The 24,485-nt window shown below is 50.0% G+C and carries 25 protein-coding genes and 1 pseudogene; 24 read left to right on the top strand and 2 right to left on the bottom strand.

Annotated features, from left to right (window positions below; all coding sequences use genetic code 11):
• Positions 1–3: 3 nt before the first annotated feature.
• A complete protein-coding gene (gene pseG / locus G5253_RS01490) occupies positions 4–1,260 on the bottom strand; it encodes a UDP-2,4-diacetamido-2,4,6-trideoxy-beta-L-altropyranose hydrolase (RefSeq protein WP_236323422.1) in 1,257 nt (418 codons plus the stop codon).
• Complete coding sequence (gene pseF / locus G5253_RS01485; RefSeq protein ID WP_236323423.1) at positions 1,250–1,945, bottom strand: pseudaminic acid cytidylyltransferase; 696 nt, start codon at positions 1,943–1,945, stop codon at positions 1,250–1,252. Before pseF ends, pseG begins: the two co-directional genes overlap by 11 nt.
• Positions 1,946–2,118: 173 nt before the next feature.
• Here pseF and G5253_RS01480 point away from each other — a divergent pair, with 173 nt between their 5' ends.
• The 24 genes and pseudogenes from G5253_RS01480 (at position 2,119) to G5253_RS01365 (ending at position 24,478) form a co-directional block, all read left to right on the top strand.
• On the top strand, positions 2,119–2,655 hold the full coding sequence (locus G5253_RS01480; protein WP_236323424.1) for a GNAT family N-acetyltransferase: 537 nt from the start codon (positions 2,119–2,121) through the stop codon (positions 2,653–2,655).
• Positions 2,652–2,885, top strand: coding sequence for an acyl carrier protein (locus G5253_RS01475; RefSeq protein WP_021230851.1), 234 nt, complete (start codon positions 2,652–2,654; stop codon positions 2,883–2,885). The genes G5253_RS01480 and G5253_RS01475 overlap by 4 nt, the downstream gene beginning before the upstream one ends.
• Positions 2,885–3,634: an SDR family NAD(P)-dependent oxidoreductase gene (locus G5253_RS01470; protein WP_323137606.1), complete on the top strand. Its 750-nt coding sequence runs from the start codon at positions 2,885–2,887 to the stop codon at positions 3,632–3,634. The genes G5253_RS01475 and G5253_RS01470 overlap by 1 nt, the downstream gene beginning before the upstream one ends.
• Positions 3,631–4,989, top strand: coding sequence for an AMP-binding protein (locus tag G5253_RS01465; RefSeq protein ID WP_266133833.1), 1,359 nt, complete (start codon positions 3,631–3,633; stop codon positions 4,987–4,989). Before G5253_RS01470 ends, G5253_RS01465 begins: the two co-directional genes overlap by 4 nt.
• Positions 4,986–6,041, top strand: a complete 1,056-nt coding sequence (locus G5253_RS01460) for an acyl-protein synthetase (protein WP_266133834.1) — start codon at positions 4,986–4,988, stop codon at positions 6,039–6,041. The genes G5253_RS01465 and G5253_RS01460 overlap by 4 nt, the downstream gene beginning before the upstream one ends.
• The gene (locus G5253_RS01455; RefSeq protein WP_266133835.1) at positions 6,020–7,225 is read left to right on the top strand and encodes an acyl-CoA reductase; all 1,206 of its coding nucleotides are present in this window, start codon (positions 6,020–6,022) and stop codon (positions 7,223–7,225) included. Before G5253_RS01460 ends, G5253_RS01455 begins: the two co-directional genes overlap by 22 nt.
• Positions 7,226–7,394: 169 nt before the next feature.
• Positions 7,395–8,366: a glycosyltransferase family 2 protein gene (locus G5253_RS01450; protein WP_227340783.1), complete on the top strand. Its 972-nt coding sequence runs from the start codon at positions 7,395–7,397 to the stop codon at positions 8,364–8,366.
• Positions 8,363–9,499, top strand: a pseudogene (gene glf, locus G5253_RS01445) (UDP-galactopyranose mutase); the annotation flags it as partial. The gene G5253_RS01450 and the pseudogene glf, both read left to right, overlap by 4 nt.
• Before the next feature lie 48 nt (positions 9,500–9,547).
• Positions 9,548–10,483 carry a glycosyltransferase family 2 protein gene (locus G5253_RS01440; protein ID WP_323137611.1) on the top strand — a complete coding sequence of 312 codons (936 nt, stop codon included), beginning with the start codon at positions 9,548–9,550 and terminating at the stop codon, positions 10,481–10,483.
• 71 nt (positions 10,484–10,554) lie between these two features.
• A complete protein-coding gene (locus G5253_RS01435) occupies positions 10,555–11,778 on the top strand; it encodes a hypothetical protein (protein WP_266133837.1) in 1,224 nt (407 codons plus the stop codon).
• A 40-nt stretch (positions 11,779–11,818) separates the two neighbouring features.
• Positions 11,819–12,934 (top strand): class I SAM-dependent methyltransferase, encoded by a 1,116-nt coding sequence (locus tag G5253_RS01430; protein ID WP_266133838.1) that lies wholly within the window; start codon positions 11,819–11,821, stop codon positions 12,932–12,934.
• Between the two features lie 7 nt (positions 12,935–12,941).
• Complete coding sequence (locus G5253_RS01425; protein ID WP_266133839.1) at positions 12,942–14,129, top strand: glycosyltransferase family 2 protein; 1,188 nt, start codon at positions 12,942–12,944, stop codon at positions 14,127–14,129.
• 78 nt (positions 14,130–14,207) lie between these two features.
• A complete protein-coding gene (locus G5253_RS01420; protein ID WP_266133840.1) occupies positions 14,208–15,377 on the top strand; it encodes a glycosyltransferase in 1,170 nt (389 codons plus the stop codon).
• On the top strand, positions 15,343–15,978 hold the full coding sequence (locus G5253_RS01415; RefSeq protein ID WP_144715567.1) for a class I SAM-dependent methyltransferase: 636 nt from the start codon (positions 15,343–15,345) through the stop codon (positions 15,976–15,978). Before G5253_RS01420 ends, G5253_RS01415 begins: the two co-directional genes overlap by 35 nt.
• Before the next feature lie 57 nt (positions 15,979–16,035).
• Positions 16,036–16,872 carry a glycosyltransferase family 2 protein gene (locus G5253_RS01410; RefSeq protein ID WP_266133841.1) on the top strand — a complete coding sequence of 279 codons (837 nt, stop codon included), beginning with the start codon at positions 16,036–16,038 and terminating at the stop codon, positions 16,870–16,872.
• A 5-nt stretch (positions 16,873–16,877) separates the two neighbouring features.
• On the top strand, positions 16,878–17,651 hold the full coding sequence (gene rfbF / locus G5253_RS01405) for a glucose-1-phosphate cytidylyltransferase (protein WP_266133842.1): 774 nt from the start codon (positions 16,878–16,880) through the stop codon (positions 17,649–17,651).
• Positions 17,612–18,715 (top strand): CDP-glucose 4,6-dehydratase, encoded by a 1,104-nt coding sequence (gene rfbG / locus G5253_RS01400; RefSeq protein ID WP_266133843.1) that lies wholly within the window; start codon positions 17,612–17,614, stop codon positions 18,713–18,715. The genes rfbF and rfbG overlap by 40 nt, the downstream gene beginning before the upstream one ends.
• Positions 18,712–19,272: a dTDP-4-dehydrorhamnose 3,5-epimerase family protein gene (locus G5253_RS01395; RefSeq protein ID WP_266133844.1), complete on the top strand. Its 561-nt coding sequence runs from the start codon at positions 18,712–18,714 to the stop codon at positions 19,270–19,272. Before rfbG ends, G5253_RS01395 begins: the two co-directional genes overlap by 4 nt.
• Positions 19,185–20,492, top strand: a complete 1,308-nt coding sequence (locus G5253_RS01390) for a methyltransferase domain-containing protein (protein ID WP_421202609.1) — start codon at positions 19,185–19,187, stop codon at positions 20,490–20,492. Before G5253_RS01395 ends, G5253_RS01390 begins: the two co-directional genes overlap by 88 nt.
• Positions 20,489–21,601 carry a DegT/DnrJ/EryC1/StrS family aminotransferase gene (locus tag G5253_RS01385; protein WP_144715576.1) on the top strand — a complete coding sequence of 371 codons (1,113 nt, stop codon included), beginning with the start codon at positions 20,489–20,491 and terminating at the stop codon, positions 21,599–21,601. Before G5253_RS01390 ends, G5253_RS01385 begins: the two co-directional genes overlap by 4 nt.
• Positions 21,602–21,605: 4 nt before the next feature.
• Positions 21,606–22,298, top strand: a complete 693-nt coding sequence (locus tag G5253_RS01380) for a class I SAM-dependent methyltransferase (RefSeq protein WP_266133845.1) — start codon at positions 21,606–21,608, stop codon at positions 22,296–22,298.
• Complete coding sequence (locus G5253_RS01375) at positions 22,295–22,981, top strand: formyltransferase family protein (RefSeq protein WP_216978537.1); 687 nt, start codon at positions 22,295–22,297, stop codon at positions 22,979–22,981. The genes G5253_RS01380 and G5253_RS01375 overlap by 4 nt, the downstream gene beginning before the upstream one ends.
• Entirely contained in the window at positions 22,981–23,709 is a 729-nt protein-coding gene (locus G5253_RS01370) for a WbqC family protein (RefSeq protein WP_266133846.1), read from the top strand. Before G5253_RS01375 ends, G5253_RS01370 begins: the two co-directional genes overlap by 1 nt.
• Complete coding sequence (locus tag G5253_RS01365; protein ID WP_266133847.1) at positions 23,699–24,478, top strand: cephalosporin hydroxylase family protein; 780 nt, start codon at positions 23,699–23,701, stop codon at positions 24,476–24,478. Before G5253_RS01370 ends, G5253_RS01365 begins: the two co-directional genes overlap by 11 nt.
• The last annotated feature ends 7 nt before the right edge of the window (positions 24,479–24,485 follow it).

Raw genomic sequence — 24,485 nt, 5'->3', positions numbered from 1 at the left:
TGTTCAGATTCCTGTGCCAAGTTGCCAGCCTTGCGGCGCCGGTTGCCAAGGGGCAGGGGGCGCTATCTGCGGTGGCTCGGCAAGATAGAGGGGAAATTGGGAGAAAATTGTTTGCAAGCGATGTGCCAGCTCTTGCCACTCCGTGGGCTGAAGTGACCGGGTGGCCTGCCATGTCAGCCGCTGGCCGTTCAGCGTCAGGGTGAGCAGCAGTTTGCTATCATGGCGTAGTTGCCACAGTTGGCCATCTGGTAACAGCTGATAATCCGATTGTTGCAGCAACCAAGCGGTGAGCCGATCCAGCCCCAGCCCGTCCACCTGCAGCTGGCCACGGCGGCGGTAGTCGTCTGAGTGTTGTTCAAGCCGTTGCAGAGCCTGCAGCAGTCGCTCAGGCTCGGCCAGCTCGCTCAGGGTCAGCCGCTCGGCAAGCTGAAAGCGGGCGATCACCTGGTCGTTGAACTGCTGGTTGTCGACGATGGGGACTGCCAGGGTCGGCAGGCCGAGGCAGGCCCGCTCCCAGGTCATGCCGCCCGCTGCTCCGATAGCGAAGTCGTGTCGGCTCATCAGGTCGGCCATCTGGTCGCTCTGACGCAGCAGGGTCAGCGGCAGATCGGGCAGTTCGGCAACCCTTTGTTGCAGCTCTGGCCAGAAAGGATTTGCCCCACCGGCTACCAGAGTCCAGCTGACGGTTTTAGCCCATGGCAGTCGAGCCAGCGTGTTGAGAGTGATGAGGCAGGCTCCGGCTGGATCGGCACCACCAAAGCAGATGAGGCCACGTCGCCACCGGCTGACCTTTTGGCGTGCAAGCTGGCGATAGGCGGGGCGTAGCAGGGCATAGTCGGTGCCCAGCAGCAGCCGACAGTCGGCAGGGACGAGTGACTGGTAATCGGCTGTGCTGCGCAGTGGCCCCTGATCCAGCAGCAACTGACCTTGATGAGTGCGAGCGGCCAGATCGTCGATCACCAGCAACTGACCACAGTGACTTGCCAGTGTCTGCTCGATTTGCCGATCAATCTGGTAGTGATCACACACCAGCCACTCCGGGCGCAAGGTGGGCAAGGGGCCCGCATCGTCCAGAGCGCAAAGGGGGTGATGCTGGTGGGATTGCAGCAGTGGCAACAGGTGGACCGGTAGCTGATGGCAGAGAAAGTGGCACTCAGAGCCAGCCGTTTTCAGCCGATCTGCGATGGCCAGACAGCGCATCAGATGACCCAGCCCAATCTCGGCCCCGGCATCGAGCCGGAAGGCTACCTTAAACGTCATCTTGGGCCAGCACTTGATAGAGCAGTTCGGCCAGGTGCCAATCTTCCGATGTATCGATATCGACCACCCTGTGCCGCGGTAATATGTGGCCAATCCCTTCTCCCCCCACCGGACTGATGCCCCCCAGCCAGGCCGTGCGGCTGCCCCAGTAGAACTGGCCGGCATCCTGATAGGCGGGCTCGAGATCCTGGGAGCGTTTCGCCATCTGTTCCGGCCAGAACGGCGTGACCCGTCCCTGTTCGTCCATGCGCACTGCCCGCTGGATCGGGAAGCCGAATTCGGCCACCGTATAGACAAATGGAGCATTACTTGCGATCAGTCGCTGATGGGCGGCCTTCAAGTCATCGGCTTGAATAAGCGGGACAGTGGCATAGATGCAGCAGTAGTGCTTTGCCTGGATGCCGAGCTGGTCGAGTCGCTGGATGGTGTCGATCACCACAGGGGTGGTACCTGCGTGATCATCAGCGAGGTTGGCTGGCCGCAGAAATGGCACTTCCGCGCCCAGTTGACGAGCGACCTTGGCAATTTCCTCATCATCGGTGGAGACCACCACCTTGCTGAAACAGCTCGATTGTTGCGCCGCCTGGATGGCATAGGCGAGCATGGGCTGGCCACAAAAGGGGCGGATATTCTTGCGTGGAATGCGTTTGCTGCCACCCCGGGCCGGGATAATGGCGATGGCCATGATGGGTTCTCTCTGCTGGATTAATGACTGGCCAAAGCCAGGATAATCGATGACAACTCTTTGATTATTTTTGATATTATACTAGTTTTTCTGCTTGTATTATCGATTTTTGCTACGGAATGGCGGCCGTGTGGTCGATAAGAGAGACAGGTCATGGAAGTCATGGAAACTGTATGGCGTTGAAGATGAGTTATGGCGTTGAGCTACGCCCGATAGCGCCGTGGGATCTTCCCGCTTTGCGGCGTTGGCGCAATCAGGATGAGGTGCGAATGCAGATGGTATCCCAGACGCGTATTTCGCCACGGCAACAGCGCCAATGGTTCACCGCCACCCGTGAGCGGCGGGATCAGCAGCACTGGGTGCTCTGGTGCAAAGACGTGCGAGCGGGCTACGTCAATCTGAAAGGTAAGTGCCAGGACGCGCTACAGGGGCAGGCGATTGCCGATGCGGGACTCTATCTGGGCAACTCGACCGTGCGGCATCCCATGCTGGCCGTTGCTGCTGCCTTATCCCAGCTTGATCAGGGTTTTGACGAGTTGCACATCGGTTGTATCCGCACTTTGGTTCGGGAGAACAATCGCTCGGCCCTGCGCTTGAATGAACAACTGGGTTACCGCCAGATAGGGCAAGAGACCGGATTTTTTGCTTTGGAACTGCGGCCTGCTGATTACTATGCCGCCCGTGAGCGGCTACGGAGATTTTTCAGATGACAATCGCATTGGAACAAGTTTTTGCCGAGGCTCTGGGTCTCGATATCGGCAGCGTCAGCGATGGGCTCGCCTACAACAGTATCCCGCAGTGGGATTCTGTAGCCCACATGGGGCTGATTGCCCAGTTGGAGGATAACTACGGCGTGCTGCTCGACACCGATGACATTATCGACATGAGTTCGGTCGGCAAGGCGCGCGAGATCCTGGCCAAGTACGGGGTCGCTTTCTGATGCAGGGGCTGTTGCAGGGCAAACGTGTGTTGATCACCGGTGCCGGGCGTGGCATCGGTCTTGCCATCGCCCGCCAGTTTGCTTCTCAGGGGGCTGAACTGTGGCTGGGAGGCCGTGATGAGGTGACGATGAGCCAGCTGGCGACCGAGATTGGTACCGAGTTTGGCGTGCCTTGCCAGCCTCTCTGTTTTGATGTGGCTGATCCGTCGGCGGTCAAGCAGGCTTTTCAGCAGCTGTTTGCTCAGACTCGTCAGCTGGACGTGTTGGTCAACAATGCCGGCATGCTGGAAGAGGCGTTATTGGGGATGGCGAACCAGACCCATCTGCAAAAGACATTCAGCAACAATACTTTTAGCGTGATCTACAGCAGCCAGTATGCCGCCCGCCTGATGCAACGCAACGGTGGTGGCAGCATCATCAATCTCGCCTCCCTGATGGGGCAAGTGGGAGCGGCTGGGCTCAGCTGCTATGCCGGCAGCAAGGCGGCAGTGATCGGAATTACCCAGTCACTGGCCAAGGAGCTGGCCGCCAGCCAGATCCGGGTCAATGCGATTGCCCCCGGTTTTATCGCTACCGATATGGCCCACGCCATCCCGCAAGATAAGTTTGCTGAGCGGGTGGCCAGCATCGCCATGGGGCGGATTGGTACGCCAGATGAAGTGGCCAAGGTGGCCCTGTTTTTTGCATCCGACTTGTCGAGCTATGTGACCGGGCAGGTGATTGGGGTCGATGGGGGGATGGTGATTTGATCCAGCCTGATTTGTTGACACGTCTGGTTGAAAGTAATGACGAGCCCGCCTGGCGAGACCCGCAAGAGGGGTGGCTCAGTTATGGTGAGCTGGCTCGGCGTGTGGCGCAGTTGGCCACCACCTATCCCGTCGGTCGTCATTTGGTCTACCTGCCATTTGTGACGTCCACCCAGCATCTGCTTCACTACTTGCTGGCCCTGCGTGATGGCCACGCCATCATGTTGGCCGATCCTGCACAGGATGCCCGGTTGCACCATGAGCAGTGCCAGCGCTTTGGTGTCAGTCTGCGGGTGTTGGAGGATGGGGCAGTTGCGCATCTTGGCGATGCGCCCTCGCTTCACCCTGAGTTGGCCTTGCTGCTGCCGACATCGGGCAGTACCGGCTCCTGCAAATGGGTGCGATTGTCGCGAACCAATCTTGATGCCAATGCCGCGGCCATCGCCGAATATCTGGCGCTGAACGGGCGTGAGCGAGCCATCACCTCGTTGCCACTTTTTTACTCCTTTGGCATGTCGGTGCTCAACAGCCATCTTTTGGTTGGCGCCTCTCTGGTTTCATGTACTGCCAGTCCCCTTGAGCGCCAATTCTGGGATGAGGTAAATCGTCATCAAGTCACCAGCGTGGCGGGGGTCCCGTTTACCTTTCAGATGTTAAACCGCTTGCGTTTTGACTGGGCGCGTTATCCCAGTCTGATGACACTGACCCAGGCCGGAGGACGGCTTGAGCCGGCACTGGCAAAACAGTTTGCCGAGCAGGCAGCTGCACTGGGACGCCGTTTTTTCGTGATGTATGGCCAGACCGAAGCGGCACCGCGTATCGCCTGGTTGGCACACGATGAAGTGATGATTGCCCCCGATGCCATTGGCCGTGCTGTACCGGGCGGGTGCCTCTCTCTTCGTCATGAGTCCGGCTTTCTCGACGGGGAGGGGGAGCTGGTTTACCAAGGGCCAAATGTGATGTTGGGCTATGCGGAGCGCCCTGAAGATCTGGCTCGGGGGCGTGATATGGATGCGCTCTTTACCGGCGATCTGGCTCGTTGTGATGAGGCGGGCCGCTTCTATCTGACCGGGCGGCTCAACCGTTTCCTGAAGCTGTTTGGCAAACGGGTGAGCTTGGCAGAAGTGGAAGCTTGGTTGCAGGGGCGGGGCTATACCTGCGCCGCGACCGGCCGTGATGATCGCCTGCTGGTGGCCATAGAGGCAGACGCGTGCCCCAGTGATGCACTACAGCTGGAGTTGGCCCGCTGGCTGATGGTGCCGCCATCAAGCGTTCGCATTTATCGGCATCATTTGCCACGACGCAGCAATATGAAGATTGATTATCCTGCCCTGTTAACAGAGCTGGAGCAACTATGAATAAGCTGTTTGATGCGCCGGTTTTCGGGCTGCCCCAACAGGAAAAAAGTGGGCTGCTCCTTGCTCGCCTGAATGAATTGACGCAGCGGCATGCGCAGGGGTGCCCAGCTTTTGCCAATATTTTGTCGGCGTTTGGTTGGGGGCCGGCTTCGACGTATCAAGAGCTTCCCTATCTGGCCGCACGCCTGTTCAAATTGGCCCAATGGCAGAGCGTGCCGCAAGACGAGGTGTTCAAGGTGCTCACCTCCTCTGGCACTACCGGAACGCCGTCACGGATCGTGCTGGATCGGGATACCGCCGCGTTGCAGAGCAAGGTGCTGGTGAAGATCCTGCAAGAGTTCGTCGGCAAGCAACGGCTGCCCATGCTGCTGGTGGAGCAACCAGCTCTTATCCAAAACCGCAGCGGTTTTTCAGCCCGCGGCGCCGGTGCGCTTGGGCTCTCCTTCCTTGGCCGCGACCATACCTATGCCCTCGACGAGCAGATGCGGCCCAACTGGCCGGTCATCGAGGCCTTTTGTGACAAATATGCTGGCCAGCCGGTCCTGCTGTTCGGTTTCACCTTTATGGTCTGGCAATGTCTGCTGGAGCCGCTGCGTGAGCGCGGTTTACAACTGCCGCTGACGCAGGGCACGCTTTTTCACAGCGGTGGCTGGAAGAAGCTGCAACACCTAGCGGTGGACAATCCTGCCTTCAAGCAGCGCAGCCATGAGCAGCTGGGGCTGAGTCGGGTGCACAACTTCTACGGCATGGTGGAGCAGGTGGGGTCGGTGTTTGTCGAGTGCGAGCATGGCCATCTCCATGCCCCTCTCTTTGCCGATCTGCTGGTGCGGGATCCGCTGACTCATCGACCGCTCGGGGTCGGCCAAGCCGGCTTGCTGCAGGTGATCTCTGCCATTCCCCAAAGTTATCCTGGCCACAGCCTGCTGTCCGAGGATCTCGGCGTGCTGCTGGGGGAGGATGATTGCCCCTGCGGCCGTCGTGGCCGTTATTTCCATGTATCAGGACGTCAGCAAGGCGCCGAGGTGAGGGGATGCAGCGACACTTTCCAGTGAGCCGATCAGATGTAGAAGATGCCATCTGGCAAGCGGGGCCAGAGGTCGCTTTCGCGGCTCCCGTCAGCGGCTGGCAAGGTTTTGTCATTCGCCCGTTGCCAAGCTTTGCGCCCGTCATCTGCGACTTTGTAGCTGCGCTCTCTGCACGTCTGCTGAAGGAGGGGCGAGAGAACCCGGATCTGGCCGCCTTTGGCTTTTGGTTGCGGCCGCGCCAGATTCAGGTACAGCGCAAACGCATGGCAGGGCGTGCACCCTTGGGGATGGTTTTTCATCTGGTCCCCTCCAACGTGCCGACCGTCGCGTTCTACTCCTGGATCATGGCGCTGCTGATGGGCAATGGGTCCGTGGTACGTCTCTCATCGCGCATCGACCCGGTGCAAGAGGCCATGCTGGCCATCCTGAACGAGCTCTTCTCTCTGCCCGAGTGGCAAGAGATTGTCTCCCGTACCCGTTTTATCCGCTATGACCACGACGAGGGCATCACCGCCTGGCTGTCGGCCCGGTGTCGGCTTCGTATTATCTGGGGAGGTGATGAAACCATCAGCCGGGTACGGGCTATTCCGCTCTCACCCCGCGCTCAGGAAATCGTGTTTCCGGATCGCCGCTCCATGGCGGTGTTGGATAGCCAATGGCTCGCCAACCTGGATGCTGCTGCGTGGCGGCAAGTGGTCGCGGCTTTGCAACAAGACTTTACCCGTTTCAATCAACAAGCCTGCGCCTCACCCACTACGATTTGCTGGTTGGGCACTCCCGCCAGTACGTTGCGCCGTTGTCTGCTCGAAGGGATCTTCGCCCCATTTGCAGACAGCCCTGCCCTGATGATGGAACGCCTTATCAATAGTCAACAAAATGCCGCCCATGATGGCCAGATGAAGCTTGACACCTTCTCTGGCGTCACCTTATTGACTCCCAGCGCCTCTTTGCGGCTTGCACACATCGGAGGAGGTACAGTCGCCGAATTTGTTGCCGATACCCTTGATGAGTTGCTGCTACAGCCTTGGGATATGCAGACCTGTGTCTGGGCTGGCCCGGATAAAACGCAGCTTGAGCATGCGCTCCTGGTATCGCCAGGTTGTCGTATCGATAGGGTGGCAAGTCCGGGACAGGCGCTGGCATTCGAATGGCTCTGGGACGGCATCGACATGCTGGTGGCCTGCAGTCGTCAGCTTGCTCACATTGAATAGTGGATGCCAAGTCACATAAATCAAGTCATATCAATGAATTAGCTTGGTCAGGCACGGCTCTTGCAGTAATTATTGTGATGAAGGGCAGGAAAGGTTGACAGAGACCGTGCGGTAGCCTTGTCCATTTTCTTTGTTTTGCTTCTTTTTTACTCAAACCCTGGGTTTCCTTATGAAAATCAGCGTACTGGTGCCGGTATACAACCTCGGGCGCTTCATTGAACCTTGCCTACTTAGCCTGCTGGAACAAAAAACGAATTTCGAATTCGAGGTGATCGCCATTGATGACGGCTCGAGCGATGACTCCTGGGCCATTATGCAGCGGTTGGCGTTACAGTGGCCTCGGCTACGGGCACTACAGAACGCGCAAAATATGGGGTTGGCTAAAACCCAGAAACGCTTGTTGAGAGAGGCGAACGGCGAATATATCGCCTATGTCGACGGGGATGATCTGGCCCTGCCGGGCAAGCTGCAGCGTCAGGCCGATTATCTGGACGCGCATTCCGGTTGCACCCTTTGCTACCACGAAGCGGAGATGTTTGATGATGAGACCGATGCTCGGATCAAGCTCTTCACCCGCGATTATTACAATGCTCGCTATCTCGAACTAGTGATGACGCGGGAGGCATTAATCCGCTTCGGGGTGTTCGTCAATGCCAGTTCCATTATGTTTCGCCGTTATGAAGGGATGGAGAACGCTATCGATGAGGGGTGCAAGATCATCCTCGATTATCCCTGGCATATCTTGAACCTCTCCCACAATCCGGGGACGCTGGATTTTATCCCCGAATTATTGGGCCGCTATCGCTTCCATACCCAGAGCTTTGGCGGGCAAACCCGCAAATCGGCTGAACGTCGTGAACAGTCGCTGCGCGATTTGCTGCGTGCCTGTGACAATGCGGCGGCATTCGGTGCTGATCCCGTGATCATTGCTCAGGGGCGTGCCCATCACTACTACTCTGCCGCGCTCTACTTTTTGCGGCAGGATGATGTCGTGCGCTTCACTCAGCTTATCGAGCAGTCGGTCGATGCTGTGGCAAGGCTAGCCCCCGGTTGGTTCTTCGACGAACGACATCAGTTGGCATGGGCAGAGCGGGCCCATCCCGCGCGTGTCATGCAGCAACTGTTTGGAGATAGAGCGTGAGCTATCAGGCGATCGTCATCGGCGCTGGGCTTTCGGGCGCCGTCATGGCTGAACGAATGGCCAGCCAGCTTGGCTGGAAGGTGCTGGTGCTGGAACAGCGCGATCATCTCGGGGGTAACTGCTTCGACGCGTATGACGAGCACGGCGTGCTGATCCATCGTTATGGGCCACACCTGTTCCATACCGACAAGCAGGAAGTCTGGGATTACCTGTCGCAGTTCACCGAGTGGTTGCCTTATGAGCATCGTGTGTTGTCACGCATTGACGGGCAGTTGGTGCCTATCCCGTTCAACCTGACCAGCATTGAACGCTGCTTTCCGGCGGAGAAGGCAGCGGCCATGATTGAGGCCCTTCAGGCCAGATTTGGTGAGGGGGCCAGAGTGCCCATCATGGCACTGCGGCAGGAAGCTGAGCCTCTGCTGGCTGAGCTGGCCCAGTTCATCTATGAGCGAGCCTTCGTCAACTACACCAGCAAGCAGTGGGGTGTATCGCCAGAGCAGGTCTCGCCCGAGGTCACTGCGCGCGTGCCGGTTGTAGTCAATCGTGATGACCGTTACTTTATTGATCCCTGGCAGGCGGTGCCCGCGCAGGGTTATACCGCCATGTTCGAGCGCATCTTGGCGAACCCCTTGATTGAGGTGAGGCTATCCATTCCCATGGGGTCCCGCGTCTGTCTGGATTGGCAACAGAAACGGATACTGCTGGATGGCGTGCCCTTTGCCGGGCCCTTGGTCTATACGGGGATGCTGGATCAGCTGATGCCGGCGGGGCACGACGGCTTGCCATACCGTTCACTGCGCTTTGAGCACTGTCATCTGCCGCAAGCTCAATTTCAGCCGGTGACCACGGTCAATTATCCGAATGAAGAGGCCTATACCCGCATCACCGAATTCAAGCATCTGACGGGGCAGCAACATCCCGGCACCAGCATCGTTTATGAATACCCCTGCACCTATGTGGCCGGGCAGGGGCTGGAGCCTTACTACCCGCTGTTTACCGATGCAGCCAAACAGCATTATCAGACTTGCCGCGATGAATTGGCCCAGTTCCCGCAACTGATTGCTTTGGGCCGCCTTGCCGAGTATCGCTATTTCGATATGGATGATGCAGTGAGTAATGCATTAAATATTTTTGGCACAAGTTTTGAAAAAACACCCAGTAAACCCTTGGTTTCGGTCATTATGTCTGTTCATAACTGTGTTAATTATATCGAAGATGCGCTGGATAGCATATTGAAACAGACCTATAAGAATCTGGAGATAATAATATTTGATGACGGCTCAACTGATGAAACTGGATCTGTAATTGGCAGGATGGCAGCAAAGGACAGTCGAATCATTAATTATCACCGGCGGCAGCAGGGAATAGCCAATTGTCTGAACGAAGCGCTATTGCTAGCTCGTGGGGAATTTATAGCCAGGATGGATGGGGACGATATTTCGTTACCAGAGCGGATCGAGAAACAGATGGCGTTTTTACACGAACATCCGCATATAGATCTGGTGGGGTGTTGGCTGAAACTGTTCGGTGCCCGTGATGAGGTATGGCATTACCGACCTTATGATAACTTTATCAAAAATGCGATTCTGCTATTTAGTAATGGAGTTGGACACAACGCGATTCTGGTGCGTGCTGATGTTTACAAGCGTTTTCGATATGACCCCGAATATACGGATGTTGAAGATACCGAGTTGTGGACCAGAATGGCTATCAGCAAGCCCGAAGTTCGTTTCGCCAACTTGCGTGAGGTGTTGGTGCTGTATCGTATTCATGGCGCCCAATCGTCCATATTGCGCAAAGTCAGACAACGAGAGCTTTACCGGCGTATTGTCAGCAAGTATCTGGATTCGCTAGGTGTTTCAGCTACTGAGCAAGATATGGAGGCTCATGAATGGCTGGTGGATCAACCGACTAACTTGTCGGATTCGCAGCTCTATCGCTTGGCCAATTGGCTGAACCATATTGCGGTACTCAAGCATAGTGCGCTGCCAGATGAGTATGGTGTATTGGCCGAGCGCTGGCATCAACTGTGTCAAAAGAACCGAGCCCGCCTAGATATTTATAAGCGCTATCACGCAGAGTTCGATATTTGCTGGCTTCCACCGATGTCTACGTAATGAAGGGAAGATGGACATGGTCGTTAAAAACATCCCCCTAGGATCAGAGATAGCTATGGTTGGGGGTTGCCATGAGATTTGAGAGCGTCAATCGGCAAGGGGTCTGCTCATTATCTATTGCTGAACTGCCTTCATCAGGGTACCTGTTGGCTGGTATGGGAAATTACAGTCAACTGATCCTGCAACGGTTACAAGAGATGCAGCGTCCACTGCCTGTTGCCCTGATCGATACCATGACGAGCGATTGTTCGGAAAAGTTCGGTCTTCCGGTGATCGATATGACGCAGGCGAGCCAGCATGATCTGAGCATCATCATTGGTTCTTCTCCCTATGACTATGAGCAGGAGGTGATGGCCAAATTGCGGCAACATGGCTGCCATAGGCTGGTGGCTCTTGAGCCAGAAGAGATCCTGCCACCCTTGCTCGATCCTTTGGCCGATTCGTTGGCCGATACAGAGACTTGGCCTGTGTTGTTACTTGTCTGCATGTTGGATCACCATGTTCAGCAGTTGGCTAGTCTTATGATTTGGCTACATCAGCGGCAGATTCTGTGCAGAGTAGTCCGCTCTTATGATGCTCATGCGATTATGGCTATTCCTCCTTCACGCCTGCTTGGCGCCATCATCTGGAATGGTACACCGGCCTACTATGACAGCGTAAAACAGTATCTTCAGGATATGGGGAAGCAATATCTCTATGCCGAACTGGGTTTTTTCCCGCAAAGGGAGCATGTTTATCTCGATAGACAAGGCGTCAACCTGGGGCGATGCATGGGGCTAATGCCATGCCAGAAAGATGACGCTGAGCAGGAGTTGGTGAGAGTGAGGGAACGGCTTCTGGGCGGGCGCCTATGGGTTCCTGGGGATGCCGTTCTTGTGCCTTTACAGATTGCTACCGACACCAATGTGCGTCTCTATTCCAACTATGGAGACAAAATGCAGCAGTTTATTGACGATGTGATCCGCGATTACGGAAACGAACGACTGCTCTTTAAGCCCCACCCGTTGGATCCTCTGGGAGACACATATGATTTTCATGGCCGTGAAATTGTTAGTGGCGATTTCATGACGCTGGCGCTATCGAGCAAGTTTATTTGCGGTATCAACTCCAGCACTCTGTTTGAGGCTCGTCTGGTTGGAATTCCTGTGCACTTTTACGGTCGTTCATTGTTAAGCGAGTGTCCCGATGAGCAAGAGGTGATGTTGCAAATGGTTCAAAACCAGTTCCGGGTTGATGGGAGCGATTTAGTACGAAAAATCGGGCCTTACATGCAGCAGTTTGGAATTGAAATATAACGATGTTTATTCAATATCGGACAGTTAAAGGATGTATAAAATGAGAACGCTGGTGGTAACCCGTGCAACCTGTGGGCAGGTCACTCTGCGGGTCGAGGGACGGTCTGAGGTGAGTTGTCCGATCCCTGAAATTGCACATCAGTTGGATAGCGAGTTTGAGTTGATCCAAGTACTGGATTTGCAATTTTTGACCAGTATGGAAGCAGATACACTGTTAACACGTCTAGTCGATAAACTTGCAGTTAATGGTCACTTACGGGTTACGGTCCCCGATCTGGATTACGTCGTGGGCCAGTGGCTACAGGCTGAGTGGGATGAAGGGACTTTACGCGATGTGACCTCAGTCGCTCGTCAGAGCTTCGCCGGGCTCTTTGGCCCCCAGCACGATGGTAATCCCATGCTACCGGGCTATTCGACGCATTATTCGGGCTGCAACAAGTCTGGTTATAACAGTAAACGACTGGCTTTTTTGCTTGCCCGCCAGGGGTTGGTTGACATCAACATCGTGACTGATGATACCCACCTATTACAGGCTTCAGCTCGGCAGTCGATGGTGCGTGGTGAGCGACAAGTGGCACCGGATTTGCGTAATATCCGCCAGGACCACCTGAATCGTTATCGGTTCGCGGCAGAGTGCCTACGCGCTGTTATGCCGCAACGAGTGCTCGACTTGGCATGCGGGATCGGCTACGGCAGCCAACTGCTGGCTAACCAGCTTAATTGTCAGGTCACCTCCGTCGATATTGAACCCGAAGCGCTTGCTTATGCGCGAAAACACTATAGTTCGCCGAAGATTACTCATCTGTGTGCCGATGCTAGAACTCTGCAGCTGGATTCAGCTTCCTTTGACGCGGTTGTCTGTTTTGAAACCATTGAGCATGTGACGTTTGATGAAACCCTACTGGGTCAGTTTCATGAATGGCTACGTGCTGGGGGCAAGCTAGTGATGTCGACGCCGAACGAGAGTGTCATGCCTTTTAGTGCCGCACAATTTCCCTATCACGTGAAGCACTATACCTATGCCGAATTGGAGTCGATGCTGGCGCGCTGTGGTTTCCTCCTCCAGCAAGTCAGCAAGCAGCAAAATCTCCAGAATCCAGAGATTGTTCCTGGCAGCGATGGCTGTTTCATGATCGTTATCGCGGAAAAGGTGTGAGGTCGGGATGAGCGCAGCATTTGTGCGGTTTAGTATTATTATTCCGGTCTATAACCGGGATGAGCCGTTACAGCGGGCGCTGGATTCACTTTCTCGGCAAACATTCGGCAACTTTGAGGTCATCATAATCGATGATGGTTCAACACCCGAGTTTGGTGAGCGAATACAAGCTTTAGTGACCACTTTATCTGATTATCGTTTTTCGCTGATCTGCTACCAGCCTAACCGAAACGGCGCTTATGCGCGTAATCGTGGCATCGAGGTTGCTCGGGGCGAGTATCTATGTTTTTTGGATTCGGATGATGAGTGGTTACCGGAGAAACTGGAGCGCATCGACCAGATATTAGCGATTGAGCCACATTGGCAGGTGATTCATCATCCGTATCAGAACGTGAGCCATGGTGAGCGTAGTGCTCCCTTTCCTCGGGAGGCCCGCCGCACCGATGAGAGCGTTGCTGAATACTCGTTCTGTACTAATCGTGTCGGTGGTATTCAATCGAGCTGTCTCATCGTCAAGCGTGAACTCGCGCAGAGGGTACGTTTCAATGACAAGTTGCGAGGGCATCAGGACTGGGATTTTGCATTGCGGCTTGGCGCAGAAACGGATCGCTTCTTGTTTATCGATCAGGTGTTGACGCTGCGTCATGTCGCTGACGCAGCGACTGGCATGGTGTCCCGTTCTCTTGACTACGCATACTCGTTGGCCTTTCTACGTGAGAACCAACACTATTTTTCATGGCAAGCTCAGGCCGGGTATGCGGCCCATATCTTGTTACCTAAAAAAATGACAGCTAATGTTCAAGCATTTAATCGCTATGAATGGCTGGCTATGCTGTTTTACCCAATTTTGATCGGAAACTGGAAAATAAAACAGCTGCATCTACATTGGCGCTGTATACGGTTGGTTTTGTGGTGTCGCTGGCACAACAAAAAGAATATTGCGTTAATGGGATGCAATGATTACACATGTTTTTTTATCAAAAACTATGCTTCGTATTTATCAATTCAAAGACTGATTGATAAAAATAAGCATGGAGAGTCTTTTTATGGTTGGTGTGTATTTTCCGTGAAAGATCTCGCTCCAGTATTATGGGAAAGTTTAGATTGCGTGGTAACTATGACTGATAAACATCATGAAAGCATGAGTGGTGATATAAAGGTATATGCAGAAAATATACCTGTTGTTGCTTTTTGATGAATTTTATTGTCACTTTTATGCCCTTGCATGATTAAGCCATTGCGGCGGAATTTTAATTATGGTGGTTAATTGATAATGAACAAGCTTCTGGTTTTTAGAACTCATCTTCTGCCATATTCTGAAACATTTGTCTTGGCTCAGGTTTGTCATTTGAAACGTTGGCATGCAGCCATCTTGGGAGAGGTCAGATTAGATAACGGCTTGTCGCTTCAGGGGCTGGAGGTTGATACGTTGCTGAAAAACGAGGAGCATTATAAAAATTTATCAATGAACCGGGCTGTAAATGAATTTGTTCGTTCGTCCCTGTTGTCAAAGGCTAATTCATTTAAGAATGCCGGTTATAAGCTAATTCATGCGCATTTTGCTGTCGATGCACTGCGCGTTTATCCATTAGCTAAGGAAATGGATGTTCCATTGGTTGTAACACTACATGGTTATGATATTAATAGAAATCATGATTGGTGGCAGAATGGGCTCGGTGGTCGGAGCATGATTACTTATCCCGAAGAACTGGTGAAAATGTCCACAGACCCCAAAGTAAGGTTTATTGCCGTCTCAAAGGCTATCCATCAGAGATCCATAGAGTTTGGTATATCTCCATCCAAAGTGACCCATATCCCGATAGGGGTGGATGTTTCGTATGCTGAAAAATTTAATCTTAAGTTCAAACAGCACAACAAGGAAGTTATATTTGTTGGTAGACTGACAGAAAATAAAGGCTGTATTTTTTTGTTAAGGGCCATGCGCATCTTGCAAAAAAGGATTGATGGTGTGCATCTGCGAATCATCGGTGATGGTCCTCTGCGTAATGGATTGGAAGAATTTGCCAAAATATACAATCTAAATGTTTCGTTTTTAGGCGTGCTACCTAGTGCTAATGTGATGAGAGAAATATCAGAGTCAAAGGTTTTATGCTTGCCCAGTATCACTATCGGTAATGGGGAATCGGAGGCATTCGGGTTGGTTTTGTTGGAGGCTCAGAGTTTAGGGGTGCCTGTCATCACATCATCCAGAGGGGGGAAGGGGGAGGGACTGATTCATGGGGAGACTGGATATGCGTTTGATGAAAGAGATGATAAATCGTTAGCAGAATATCTATATCGGCTTCTGATGGATGATGAGCTAGCCCATGCCATGGGGAAAAAAGGGTATGCTTTTGTAAAGAATAACTTTGACATCGTCAGGCAGACCGAAATTCTAGAGTCATTTTATGATGACGTTGTTAGTGAGTTTAATCGGGGGTGATATGGAGGAGTTTAATTCAAAACTATATTGGGAAAAAAGATATGCAACTGGTGGGAATTCTGGCGCTGGTTCATATGAAAAATTTGCCGAGTTCAAATCTGCAGTATTGAACGAATTCGTAAAGGTTAATAATATTGATAGCGTTATCGAACTTGGGTGTGGCGATGGGAATCAATTGTCGTATGCAGATTATAATTTCTATATAGGTGTTGACGTCAGTCCGTCAGCTATAAACATCTGTAAACAAAAATTCATAAATGATGTAAGAAAAATTTTTTTAATCTCTGATGAGCTGAAAGAACATCGGGCAGATTTGGCTATATCGCTTGATGTAATATTTCATTTAGTTGAGGATGCTGTGTTCTTTAATTACATGAAACAGCTTTTTAGTGTAGCAGATAAATATGTTGTTATATATTCTAGCAATACGGATGATAACGAGTTATCCCCGAAGCATATTAAGCATCGAAACATTGAAAAATATATTTCCAGGCATTTCCCGAATTGGTTGCAGACTAATAAAATAAATAATATATATCCATATACAGGAGACCATTTAACTGGTTCGTTCTCGGACTTTTACATCTACCAACGTAGATGAGTTTGTTTTCCATTTGCACAGATTTAAATCTTATTAAAGTTAGAGGGTGGTTGAAAGATGCCAAAATTCAAATGCTATGTTGGTGTTCCTGTTTTCAACGAAGAAAAATATATAGAGCAGACTCTACTTTCTTTAATTAGGCAAGATGAAGACAATGTTTGCTTTCACGTGTCTGATAATTGTTCAACCGACAATACATGGAACATTATCAATGATATCTGTGCTCGCGATAAACGATTTATCCTGACTAGGCAAGAGAAAAATGTAGGTGCATTTGAAAACTTCAAACAGTTATATGATATTTCTGACTCACAATATTTTATGTGGCTTGGGGGGCATGACTATATTTCGGATGGTTACCTGTCTGCGATGAAAGAAACCCTCGATCATGATGAATCACTGTCAATGGCATTTGGTATACCACATAAGATCCTGGATGGCATCGATTATGGTCGAATGGAAAAGGCTATCCATACGTTTTCAAAAAGACGAATTGCTCGTTTTCTTCAAGCGACAAAAAACATAACTCTGTGTGCTATGTGTCAGGCTTTATTTAGACGAGAACTTTTGCAAAACTTTGATTTCAGAATGAAGCTTGGTGCGGATTTCGTAATGATTTGTCACTTGCTTTGGTATGGAAATATTAAATTTGTTGAAGGGTGTAAATATTATGCCCGCTTTTTTTCTGCAACGTCGGAAACCTCGGATGAGCGAGTTACTGGTCAAAAAGATATATATTTGAGTAATTATGATTTCATCATTTACCAGTTAGATTCATTAGCTAATTTATATGATGGAGACCCGCGAATAAAGCAATATCTAGAATATGAAATCATCCATGCCTTGCAGCAATACCGAGGTATACATAGCCTGATGATTAACGATGATCGGTGAAAATAATGAAAGCAATTATTCTAGCGGGTGGTTTAGGCACCCGGATCAGCGAAGAGTCTCATCTTCGACCTAAACCCATGATTGAAATTGGTGGTAAACCGATCCTTTGGCATATTATGAAAATATATTCTCACTATGGTGTTAATGATTTTATAATATGTCTTGGTTATAAAGGCTATGTGATAAAAGAATATTTCGCAAATTATTTTTTACATATGTCTGATGTCACGTTTGATATGCCGAATAATCGAATGGAGGTCCATCATAACCATGTGGAACCCTGGCGGGTGACATTAGTCGACACCGGTGAAGATACGCTTACAGGTGGACGATTGCGGCGTGTCGAAGAGTATGTGAAAGGTGAATCGGCTTTTTGCTTTACCTATGGTGATGGTCTCAGCAATGTTGATATTGGAAAACTGATAGAGTTTCACCATAGCCACGGCAAGCTGGCGACTGTTACCGCTGTTTCACCGCCAGGCCGTTATGGGGCTTTGACTCGAGACGGAAATTTGGTGACAGGTTTTTCTGAAAAACCGCGCGGTGATGGGGGCCTGATTAATGGCGGTTTTTTTGTGCTTTCTCCTGACGTGTTCAAGTTGTTGGATAGCGACCACTGTAGCTGGGAAGGAGAACCTTTGGTTGAGTTGGCCGATATGTCGCAGTTGGTGTCATTTGAGCATCAAGGTTTTTGGCAGCCGATGGATACGTTGCGCGAGAAAAATCAACTGGAGGAGCTATGGGCCAGTCACAAGGCTCCCTGGAGGGTTTGGGAATGAGACGAGGTCTCTATGCATCCTTTTGGTCAGGAAAGAGAGTGCTCGTTACCGGGCATACAGGGTTTAAGGGGAGTTGGCTGACTATATGGTTGCATCGCCTCGGGGCGGATGTGACGGGAATTAGCTTGCTGCCCCATTCAACGCCAAATCTGTTCGAGGCTGCAGAGGTTGCGAAGATATGTCGACACCATATTTGTGATGTCTGTGCACCGGAACATTTCGTGCCACTGGTTCAGGAATCGCAACCTGAAGTGGTATTCCATCTGGCGGCGCAGTCATTAGTGCGCGAGGGGTATCGTGAGCCTGCGCGGACATTTGAAACCAATTTGATGGGGTCTGTTTATCTATTAGAAGCGCTCCGTACGTTGGATTCGGTTAAGAGCCTTGTCATGGTGACCACGGATAAAGTCTATTACAACCAGGAGTCCATCTGGCCGTATCGCGAAACCGACCTATTGGGAGGACATGATCCCTATAGTGCGAGTAAGGCGGCCAGCGAACTGGTTATTACCAGTTATCGTGATGCTTTTCTGGCAGCACGAGGCGTTGCTATTGCAACCGCGCGAGCAGGCAATGTTATCGGTGGAGGGGACTGGTCCGTCGATCGTTTGATTCCTGACGCAATACGGGCCTGGCAAGGTGGTCAGACTTTATCCATTCGGCGCCCTGAGGCTGTTCGGCCGTGGCAGCATGTCTTGGAGCCTGTTGCTGCCTATATGGTGTTGGCACAACGTCTGTATCAAGAGCCTCGGTTGGCGGGGGCTTATAACTTTGGTCCAGATAGCCGGGATGCTGCGAGTGTGGCGCAGGTGGTGGATTTGGCGGCTTTAAGTTATGGGCTCAGTCATAAGGCTTGGCGTTTGGTGGGTGAGTCAGGCCCTCATGAGACCAGTTGGCTGGCGCTGGAGACAGCCAAGGCGCGACATACTCTGAACATTTCACCTCGGTGGTCATTGCCACAGGCCGTTGAGAAGACCATGTCTTGGTATCGCGACTGGTATCAGGGGGGGAGGGCCCGAGACTTGTGTGAGCAACAAATTAAAGCCTACGAGGCTCAGCCATGAATCGTTTTACCCTATTGTCAGAGCCGCTTGGTGCCAGATTGTTGCAGCGTGAAGTGCATGGTGACTCACGCGGTGCTTTGAGCAGACTCTTCTGTGTCGAAGAGTTGTTGGTGCTGGGGTGGGGGACATGCGTGGCACAGGTCAATCTGACATGTACGTCCCGTTGCGGCACTGTCCGTGGTCTTCACTTCCAATATCCACCGCATGCCGAGAAAAAGTTGGTGACTTGTACTCGAGGTCGGGTTTGGGACGTAATTGTCGACATTCGGGCTGGTTCACCGACTTTTCTGATGTGGCATGCGGAGGAGCTTTCGGGTGATAACCACCGTTCTTTGCTGATTCCAGAAGGATTTGCGCACGGTTTTCAGGCTCTGAGTGATGACGTCGAAATGCTTTATTGTCATTCGGCAGCCTATGTTGCTGCAGCAGAAGGAGGACTCGATCCGTTGGATCCGTATCTTCAGATTTCATGGCCGATGCCGATAACAGAAATCTCCGCACGAGATCGCCAGCATTCTGCATTAAACGACAGTTTTCAGGGAGTGATAATTCGATGAGATGCCGACACTGCGGTACCCTGCTGGTCCATCGTTTTCTCGATCTGGGCTTTGCTCCGCCATCGAATGCCTATCTGTCTGCCAGCGATCTCTCCCGACCAGAAGTAACCTACCCATTACGCTTGTGCGTGTGTGACCGGTGCTGGCTGGTACAAACGGAGGATTTTGCTTCGGCAGATCAGCTTTTTTGTGCAGATTATGCATATTTTTCAAGTACATCGACCAGCTGGTTAGCTCATGCAGCCCGTTATTGTGCGCGTATGATTGACGAATTGTCTCTTACGTCCAAGAGTCATGTGGTTGAGATTGCAGCCAACGATGGGTATTTGCTGAAGAACTTTGTCGCCGCAGAGATTCCTTGCCTAGGAGTGGAACCTACCGCTGGTACTGCCGCTGCGGCTGAATCGCTGGATATTCCGATTATCCGGGAGTTTTTTGGTTCCGAGTTAGCTCAACAAATGAGAGGAAAAGGACAAGGGGCGGATCTACTGATCGGTAATAATGTTCTAGCTCATGTGCCGGATATCAATGATTTTTGTCGTGGCTTGAAGTATCTGCTTAATCCTGGTGGAACGCTGACGCTGGAGTTTCCTCATCTGCTGCAATTACTGCTGCAGGTTCAGTTTGATACGGTTTATCACGAGCATTTTTCGTATCTGTCGCTGCAGACGGTGCAGCGGATGTTGGCTTCGGTTGGCCTGAGAGTGTTTCATGTCGAGTCATTAGCGACCCATGGTGGAAGTTTACGGGTATTTGCCTGTCATGCCGATGAACAACGACCGGATACTCTGGCTGTCGCAGATTGTTTGTATCAGGAGGCTGTAGCTGGATTACATCAGTTGAACCTCTATCTGGAATTTCAAGCGCATGTGGACAGAGTAAAAAATTCACTACTTTCTTTCTTATTAACACAGTATCAAGCGGGGAAGACGGTGGCAGCCTATGGTGCTGCTGCTAAAGGCAATACATTGTTGAACTATGCCGGTATTCGTCCAGATCTGCTGCCTTATGTTTGCGATGCAGCCGGCTCGAAACAGGGGCGATTTATGCCTGGCAGCCATATTCCAATCTTGTCGCCAGAAGTACTGATGGCTAATCCACCAGATTTTGTCCTGATTTTACCTTGGAATTTGGCTGATGAAATCAGCCATCAATTGGCGCACCTGAGGGCAGCAGGAACTCGTTTTGTCGTTGCGGTTCCTCATCTGGAGTTCCTATGAGTGAGCGTATCTTATATACCAAACCATCTATCACCGAGCTAGAAATTGGCTACGCCACAGATGCGGCGACTAACGGATGGGGTGAGCGCTGTTACGAATATATTGACCGCTTTGAACTGCTTTTTCGTGACTATTTGGGGGTGAAATATGCGATTGCCACGTCAAGTTGTACCGGCGCCTTGCATATGGGGATGGCTGCGTTAGGAATAGGTGCTGGCGATGAAGTAATATTGGCTGATAGCAACTGGATTGCCAGTGTTGCACCCGTCGTCCATCTGGGGGCGACGCCTGTTTTTGTCGATATCTTGCCGGACTCTTGGTGCCTTGATCCTGAATTGGTTGAGGCGGCAATTACGCCACGCACCAAGGCCATCCTAGCAGTACATCTGTATGGTAATCTCTGCCATATGGATCAGTTGTTGGCTATTGGTGAGAGATATGGCATTCCGGTGATTGAAGATGCCGCTGAGGCGATTGGCTCTGTGTATCACGGACGGCGAGCTGGTTCCATGGGCTGTTTTGGTGCTTTCTCATTCCATGGAACCAAAACCCTGACTACTGGGGAGGGCGGCATGTTTGTTACCAACGATGCTGACCTCTATGAACGTGTGTTAACGCTCAGCAACCACGGCCGGGCTCGTGGACAGACTCGTCAGTTCTGGCCTGACGTTGTGGGTTATAAATACAAGATGTCGAACATTCAGGCTGCGATTGGCTGTGGCCAGATGGAACGAATCGAAGAGTTAGTTTCGCGGAAGAGATATATTTTAGATTGCTATCGGCGTGAATTATTGTGTGTCGATGGAGTCAAAATGAATCCAGAACCGAGCGGTACGATTAACGGTGCCTGGATGCCAACTATTCTGATTGAAAAATCAGGTTCGGAGGCAGTTGAACAGCTGAAATTTAAATTCAGCACTGAAAATATAGATGCGCGAGTATTTTTTCATCCATTGTCATCTCTGCCCATGTTCATGCAAAATAACTGTAATGCTCTCGCGAAATTTATATCTAAAAGTGCGCTAAATCTTCCAAGCTATCATGATATGAGCGATGAATCTCTAGAGAAAATCATCAAAATCATTCGTTCCGTGCTGAAGAGTAATTAGAGAGATGAATAATCAAAAAATTAGTCAGTTGTTATGTGAACACTATTCAAATACATTCATTAAGCATGGCCGAAACTCCAAAGGGGTTGATTGGGGTGATAATAAAACAGGTCATTTATTGCGCCTTGAGAAAATGCTGAATGTCATAGATGTGACTAGTGTTTCAACCGCCAGCTCAATCTTGGATGTCGGCTGCGGATATGGAAGTTTGCTTGAGTTGATCAGACAAAAAAAAATGCCCGTAAAATACACTGGAATCGATATCAGTTTGCCCATGATTAATTCAGCAAAGAGCCTCCATCCTAACGATGAATGGAGGTGTATTGATATATTGAATGATTCGTGTTCTGGGCAATATGATTATGTCGTTTGCAATGGTATTTTGACGCAAAAACTGAATGTCAGTCATAAACTAATGGATCGCTATGCTCATGAACTAATAAAAAAAATGTTTAGCTTGTGTCGTGTTGGGATTGCCTTCAATGTCATGACAACCCATGTTAACTTTCAAGTTGATAATTTGTATTACCGAAACCCGGCGGAATTGCTCGCCTGGTGTATGAGTGAGTTATCATCGAAAGTTAGAATTGATCATTCTTATCCTTTATTCGAATACACTATTTATTTATATCGGGATGTGGATAATAAAGATAAGGATTGTGATATGAAATATAATTCGGCGATAAGTTCAGTATGATGCGGCTTGGTATTATTGCTTCAAGCGGTGGTTCTGTATTCGCGACAGGCATTAACTTGCTAAAGTCGTGTGGCTATGAAGTATCTGCATATGTGGTTACGGATCGTGAATGTGGGATAGAAAGAGCCTGTGACGAGTTAGGTGTCTCTTACACTAGAATAATTGATAATGATAATGTTGGCTTTTCATGTAAAGCCAGCCAGTGGTTATTTTTTGAAAATAATGTCGACTGGGTTTGTCTTTTTTTTACCAGGCTGATCAGCTCGTCGATATATTCATTTAAACCGTGCATAAATATACATCCTTCTTTGTTGCCTGCGTTTCCTGGATTTAACTCTCTGCAGCGGGCCTTTGAAAAAAAGGTCCGATTTGTTGGCGCAACAGCTCACTTTGTTGATGGAAGTACGGATGGTGGCGAGCTCGTGGCTCAAGTGGTTGGCTCTGTAGTCAATATGCATGATATACAGCAATTAGAGCGGCTCTCTTTTGCGCAGAAGCTATATATATTTCTTGTTTTGTGTGAGTCAGTACTTCTGGATGGCGTTAGTTATTTATACAAGTCTAAAGACAACTTAAACACATACCCCGCGCATTCATGGAACAGCCAGTCTCTCAGGAGTAAAAAATTAGCAGATGCCTTCGAAGACTTTTTGAAAAGTGAGAAAATATATTGGATACGGTAATGGTCGATAACAAACGAGTTGTCATATCACAATCCATGTACTTCCCATGGGTTGGATTGCTTGAGCAAATCCGTCTAGCTGATATTTTTGTACACTATGATGATGTTCAGTTTTCTCGTGGTTTTTTCAACCGTGTACAAATTAAAACGTCAAGAGGCATTGTCTGGATGACTGTTCCTCTAAAAAAACATCATCAGAAAGAAAAAATAAATGAAATAGAAATTGACAACTCAATAGATTGGCAAAGACAACACAAAATCCTTCTCAAGGAGGCATTTTCATTTGCTCCCTATTGCCAAGATGTTATGGATATTGTAGATGGAGTTTTCTCTTTACCCTGTAATACATTAAATGACCTATCAAGACGTTCGACTGTCGCATTGGCCGAGTACTTTGAACTCGTTCCATCCACTATTTTTTATGAATCTAGCCAATTAAATGTGTCCGGCAATAGCACTGACAGATTACTTGGAATTGTTAAAAGACTTGGTGGAAATATATATGTCACTGGGCACGGTGCTAAAAATTACTTAAACCATGAGCAATTTTTAACATCTGGTATTTCTGTTGAATATATGAACTATCAGAAAGCAGCATACCCCCAATTATTCGGAAACTTTACTCCTTACGTGTCAGCTCTTGATCTGATTGCAAATTGTGGGGCTCATGGGAAAAAATTTATCCATTCTGGAACTATACCTTGGCAGGAGTTTGCTGATGAATCATAATGATCTATTCAAAGAAGAAGTTGAGACAAATATTCGCTCTCTCGCGTCAGATATGGATCTACAAGCTTTATCAAGGATCTGGATTAGGGAGATAGCCCCCCATAAATGGTCATATAACTTTCGATGGATGGGAAGGCCTGCTATACAGTTTCCGAATGACGCATGGGTAATGCAGGAGTTGATTTGGGAAATACGTCCAGATCTTATTATTGAGACCGGCATTGCTCATGGTGGATCACTTATATTTAGTGCTTCGATGCTGGCACAACTAGATTTGTGCGAAGCCATTGAACGTGATGAAAAATTTGATGCTAAACGATCAGAACGGAAAGTCATTGGAATTGATATTGATATTCGGAGTCATAATCGAGAAGCGATTGAAAAACATCCAATGTCATCAAGGATTCACATGATTCAAGGATCAAGTACGGATGAAAAGGTGATTTCTGAAGTCAGAGAGCTTGCACGGAAATATAACAGAGTACTCGTTTGTCTAGATAGCAACCATACGCATGACCATGTTCTTGCCGAGTTAAACGCGTATGCATCATTGGTCAGCGTCGGTAGTTACTGTGTTGTATTTGATACCATCATTGAAGATATGCCAGATAGTCTGTTTCCAGACCGACCGTGGGGGAAAGGTAATAATCCTAAAACAGCTGTTTTCGAGTTTATGAAAAACTGCTCTGATTTTTGTATCGACGAGAATATTGCCCATAAGCTGCTTATAACTGTAGCTCCAAGTGGATTTTTGAAGCGACTCAAATAATCAGCGA

Origin of the sequence: Aeromonas sp. 602658, assembly GCF_049173005.1 — a bacterium.
Classification (GTDB): domain Bacteria; phylum Pseudomonadota; class Gammaproteobacteria; order Enterobacterales; family Aeromonadaceae; genus Aeromonas; species Aeromonas veronii_A.
This window is presented reverse-complemented; position numbering and strand designations above follow the sequence as displayed.

Bases quoted from the DNA above. Each gene is read 5' to 3' on its own strand.
- pseG (WP_236323422.1), bottom strand. From the start codon at position 1,260: ATGACGTTTAAGGTAGCCTTCCGGCTCGATGCCGGGGCCGAGATTGGG.
- pseF (WP_236323423.1), bottom strand. From the start codon at position 1,945: ATGGCCATCGCCATTATCCCGGCCCGGGGTGGCAGCAAACGCATTCCA.
- G5253_RS01480 (WP_236323424.1), top strand. From the start codon at position 2,119: ATGGCGTTGAAGATGAGTTATGGCGTTGAGCTACGCCCGATAGCGCCG.
- G5253_RS01475 (WP_021230851.1), top strand. From the start codon at position 2,652: ATGACAATCGCATTGGAACAAGTTTTTGCCGAGGCTCTGGGTCTCGAT.
- G5253_RS01470 (WP_323137606.1), top strand. From the start codon at position 2,885: ATGCAGGGGCTGTTGCAGGGCAAACGTGTGTTGATCACCGGTGCCGGG.
- G5253_RS01460 (WP_266133834.1), top strand. From the start codon at position 4,986: ATGAATAAGCTGTTTGATGCGCCGGTTTTCGGGCTGCCCCAACAGGAA.
- G5253_RS01455 (WP_266133835.1), top strand. From the start codon at position 6,020: ATGCAGCGACACTTTCCAGTGAGCCGATCAGATGTAGAAGATGCCATC.
- G5253_RS01450 (WP_227340783.1), top strand. From the start codon at position 7,395: ATGAAAATCAGCGTACTGGTGCCGGTATACAACCTCGGGCGCTTCATT.
- G5253_RS01440 (WP_323137611.1), top strand. From the start codon at position 9,548: ATGTCTGTTCATAACTGTGTTAATTATATCGAAGATGCGCTGGATAGC.
- G5253_RS01435 (WP_266133837.1), top strand. From the start codon at position 10,555: ATGAGATTTGAGAGCGTCAATCGGCAAGGGGTCTGCTCATTATCTATT.
- G5253_RS01430 (WP_266133838.1), top strand. From the start codon at position 11,819: ATGAGAACGCTGGTGGTAACCCGTGCAACCTGTGGGCAGGTCACTCTG.
- G5253_RS01425 (WP_266133839.1), top strand. From the start codon at position 12,942: ATGAGCGCAGCATTTGTGCGGTTTAGTATTATTATTCCGGTCTATAAC.
- G5253_RS01420 (WP_266133840.1), top strand. From the start codon at position 14,208: ATGAACAAGCTTCTGGTTTTTAGAACTCATCTTCTGCCATATTCTGAA.
- G5253_RS01415 (WP_144715567.1), top strand. From the start codon at position 15,343: ATGATGACGTTGTTAGTGAGTTTAATCGGGGGTGATATGGAGGAGTTT.
- G5253_RS01410 (WP_266133841.1), top strand. From the start codon at position 16,036: ATGCCAAAATTCAAATGCTATGTTGGTGTTCCTGTTTTCAACGAAGAA.
- rfbF (WP_266133842.1), top strand. From the start codon at position 16,878: ATGAAAGCAATTATTCTAGCGGGTGGTTTAGGCACCCGGATCAGCGAA.
- rfbG (WP_266133843.1), top strand. From the start codon at position 17,612: ATGGGCCAGTCACAAGGCTCCCTGGAGGGTTTGGGAATGAGACGAGGT.
- G5253_RS01395 (WP_266133844.1), top strand. From the start codon at position 18,712: ATGAATCGTTTTACCCTATTGTCAGAGCCGCTTGGTGCCAGATTGTTG.
- G5253_RS01390 (WP_421202609.1), top strand. From the start codon at position 19,185: ATGGCCGATGCCGATAACAGAAATCTCCGCACGAGATCGCCAGCATTC.
- G5253_RS01385 (WP_144715576.1), top strand. From the start codon at position 20,489: ATGAGTGAGCGTATCTTATATACCAAACCATCTATCACCGAGCTAGAA.
- G5253_RS01380 (WP_266133845.1), top strand. From the start codon at position 21,606: ATGAATAATCAAAAAATTAGTCAGTTGTTATGTGAACACTATTCAAAT.
- G5253_RS01375 (WP_216978537.1), top strand. From the start codon at position 22,295: ATGATGCGGCTTGGTATTATTGCTTCAAGCGGTGGTTCTGTATTCGCG.
- G5253_RS01370 (WP_266133846.1), top strand. From the start codon at position 22,981: ATGGTCGATAACAAACGAGTTGTCATATCACAATCCATGTACTTCCCA.
- G5253_RS01365 (WP_266133847.1), top strand. From the start codon at position 23,699: ATGAATCATAATGATCTATTCAAAGAAGAAGTTGAGACAAATATTCGC.